Below are 2,993 nucleotides of genomic sequence, written 5' to 3' on the forward strand. Positions count from 1 at the left end.
GACGCGCACTTCATCCCCGATTTGACCGATTGGTTGTGCGGGCACTTTGGACATTTCATGATCGAGCGTCCGCCGGCGTACAGAATGCCTCGCGATTCCGCTGTCGCTGGGCCGCCGAAACACCGTCGATCACGGTGCGGTTGATCATCGGATGATCCCCGTGGGTCGGACCGCAATCGCTGTCGGGATGCCAAGCGATGACGAGCAACGGATCATGCGTGGTGTTGAAGCTGTGGATGCCTTCGGGACGAATCGAAAAAATCATTCCGGGCTGCAGTGCCCATGCTTGATTCGGCGACCGGCAGACGCCTTGGCCGCCGACGATCATCCCGAAACGAACCGTCGGATGGGTATGGGCAGTCTGTTGCGTGTGCGGTGGAATATGCAGCAGATTCAAACAGGGGTCGCCCTTGACGGCCGGACCGATCAACAAGGTATCGCTGCAGCCATCGATGTACCGCAAGCGGCCCGTCGATTCAATCGGACCGCCCAGTTGAAACAGCCCGCGATAACCGATTCGCGAAGCGACGAACCCGCTGCCGGATCCCTCGATCCGGCATTCTCCCGGCACACCGAAGTACATTCCGGCGGTCAATCGAAACTCGTGTCCGCCCCATTTCAATGACACACTGCCGCGTTGCACAAACCCGTAGTGCGTCGCGTCCGATCCCAGCGACAGCGATTCATCATCCCAGCCGTAGAGCACCGAGGGGAACGACGAATCCGACAAATCACAGAGCGGTCGCGTCTGTGCGGCAAACAGGGAAACGGCGTCAGTCTGTTGATCCATCGGTCTCAGCTTGCGTGGGTGGAGAGAAGGGATCGCAAACGGCCTTCAAGGATAACGGAACTCACCGGGGGTGACGAGGCACGCACCGAATCGACGATGCGGAGGATCAGACGAGTGCGTTATCTGGACAAAACACGAGGGGCATGACCGCCCCAAACGATCTGAGCCGACTCGCTCCGCCGCGCCGGGCGCCCCGCTTTCGGGATTCCCCTCAACCCGGTGCCAATCGGTTGCCATCAGCCAAGCGACGACCAACAGCTTCTATTAACACGGGGCAATACCGAGGAATAGCGGGATGAATTCACGGCCGATTCTACTGATGACGTTTGTCGCATTGTTTTCGATGTCGGCGATCGGCTTCATTCAGTTGACCGACTATTCCAGCCGTCCCGGCCGGGCAGGACAGGCCCCGCGTCAACTGACCAGCCTGGCAAGTTTCGATGCGTCGTGGACGGCCGATGTCCCGGCGGGCGACATGCCAACGTTGCTGGTTTTCTACCACCCGAAATGCCCCTGCACGGCGGCCACGGTACGGGTCCTGGAACGACTGCACCCGCGTTTTCAACCGACGCTGCGGATCATCGCGGTTGCATATTGCCCGCCAGAGCAGGACGACGCGTGGATCGAGTCTCGCACCACGACGGCACTAACCAGTCTGACCGGCACGCAGACCGTGATCGACCGGGGTGGCAAGCTGAGTGAACGATTCGGTGCCCTCGTCTCCGGGCATCTGCTGCTTTATGACGCCGGTGGCCGGTTGACCTTCAGTGGCGGAATCACCCCCTACCGCGGACACGAAGGCGACAGCCCCTCGTCGCTGGACCTGCTGCGTCGCATCAATGACCAGCCGGACGGCTGCGGACAATGGCCCGTCTTCGGATGTTCGATCGTCTTCGACCGGGAGCCGCAACGGTGAGCGAGATCCGGCGGACGATCGACAGTACCGACACGCTATTCAAAGCGCGTTACCAGAAGGAATGCTTACGCGTCAACGGATTCATCCAATGGCTGATGGTCGCCCAATGGTTGGCCGGAATCGCGTTCGCCGCGTTCTATTCTCCACTGACCTGGATCGGCAATCATTTCGAACTGCACGTGCATGTCTGGGCGTCGATCCTGATCGGCGGCTCGCTATCGGGTTTCGCGATCCTGTGGCTGCGAACCTATCCCACCGCCGCCCACTCGCGACACGTGGTGGCGACGACGCAAATGTTGTGGTCGGCGTTGCTGATTCATCTGTCCGGCGGCCGCATTGAAACCCATTTCCATGTGTTTGCTTCGCTGGCCATCCTGAGCATCTATCGGGACTGGACGATCTTGATCACCGCGACCGCCGTCATCGCGGTCGACCACTTTGTTCGCGGCGTCTTTTATCCGCTATCGGCCTTCGGGATCGTGACCGAAAGCCCCTACCGCTGGATTGAACACGCACTGTGGGTGCTGTTCGAAGTCGCGTTTCTGGCGCCCGGCTGCCGGCGATTGCGAAACGACATCCGCGAGCTTTGCGCGCGTCAAACGGAAATCGAGGATGCCAAACGGTCGGTCGATCTGAAAGTCGAAGAACGAACCAAGGACCTGGTCAAGGCAAACCTGCTGTTGGCGATCAAAACGGCCGAAGCGGAGAAACTGGCTTTGGTCGCCAAGTACACCGACAACGCCGTTGCGATCACCGACGGCGATGCGAATGTCGAATGGGTCAACGAAGGCTACACGCGGATCACGGGATTCGAATCCGACGAGATCATCGGTGCTCCACAATCTGGATTTCGATCCGGCGAACAAACCTGCCCCCAGGCATTGTCGGCCATGCGTCGAGCCATCGAGACGAGACAGGCATTCAACACGGAAATCATCAGTTACCGCAAAGACGGAACGCCGTTCTGGTTGGCGATCGAGTTGCGCCCGATTCCCGGCGACAACGACACCACGCAGCGTTTCATCAGCATCCAGAGTGACATCACCGATCGCGTCGAAGCCGAGCGGCAAAACAAAGTCCTGCAACAGGAAATCGTCGACGCCTCCCGCCAAGCCGGAATGGCCGAGGTCGCCACCGGGGTACTTCATAACGTCGGCAATATCCTCAACAGCGTGAACGTTTCCGCGTCGATCATCAGAAAACAATTCTCCAACAGCGCGCTACAGAATCTGGAGAAGGCGACCGACCTGATTTCCGAATACGAAACGTCGTTCGCGGAATTTGTCC

At 59.4% G+C, this 2,993-nt stretch carries 3 protein-coding genes; 2 read left to right on the forward strand and 1 reads right to left on the reverse strand.

The genetic code is table 11. The features are described from left to right. Positions 1–55: 55 nt before the first annotated feature. A complete protein-coding gene (locus tag ABX749_RS27855; protein ID WP_372898905.1) occupies positions 56–790 on the reverse strand; it encodes a cupin domain-containing protein in 735 nt (244 codons plus the stop codon). 295 nt (positions 791–1,085) lie between these two features. Between ABX749_RS27855 and ABX749_RS27860 the strand changes: the two genes are divergently transcribed. Together ABX749_RS27860 and ABX749_RS27865 are read left to right on the forward strand one after the other, a co-directional pair. Then, positions 1,086–1,706, forward strand: a complete 621-nt coding sequence (locus tag ABX749_RS27860; protein ID WP_145220373.1) for a RedB — start codon at positions 1,086–1,088, stop codon at positions 1,704–1,706. After that, the coding region (locus ABX749_RS27865) for a PAS domain-containing protein (protein ID WP_372898906.1) at positions 1,703–2,993 on the forward strand (1,291 nt) is incomplete at its 3' end. The genes ABX749_RS27860 and ABX749_RS27865, both read left to right, overlap by 4 nt.

Origin of the sequence: Stieleria sp. (assembly GCF_041595215.1) — a bacterium.
In the GTDB taxonomy this organism is placed as follows: domain Bacteria; phylum Planctomycetota; class Planctomycetia; order Pirellulales; family Pirellulaceae; genus Stieleria; species Stieleria magnilauensis.

Bases quoted from the DNA above. Each gene is read 5' to 3' on its own strand.
- ABX749_RS27855 (WP_372898905.1), bottom strand. From the start codon at position 790: ATGGATCAACAGACTGACGCCGTTTCCCTGTTTGCCGCACAGACGCGA.
- ABX749_RS27860 (WP_145220373.1), top strand. From the start codon at position 1,086: ATGAATTCACGGCCGATTCTACTGATGACGTTTGTCGCATTGTTTTCG.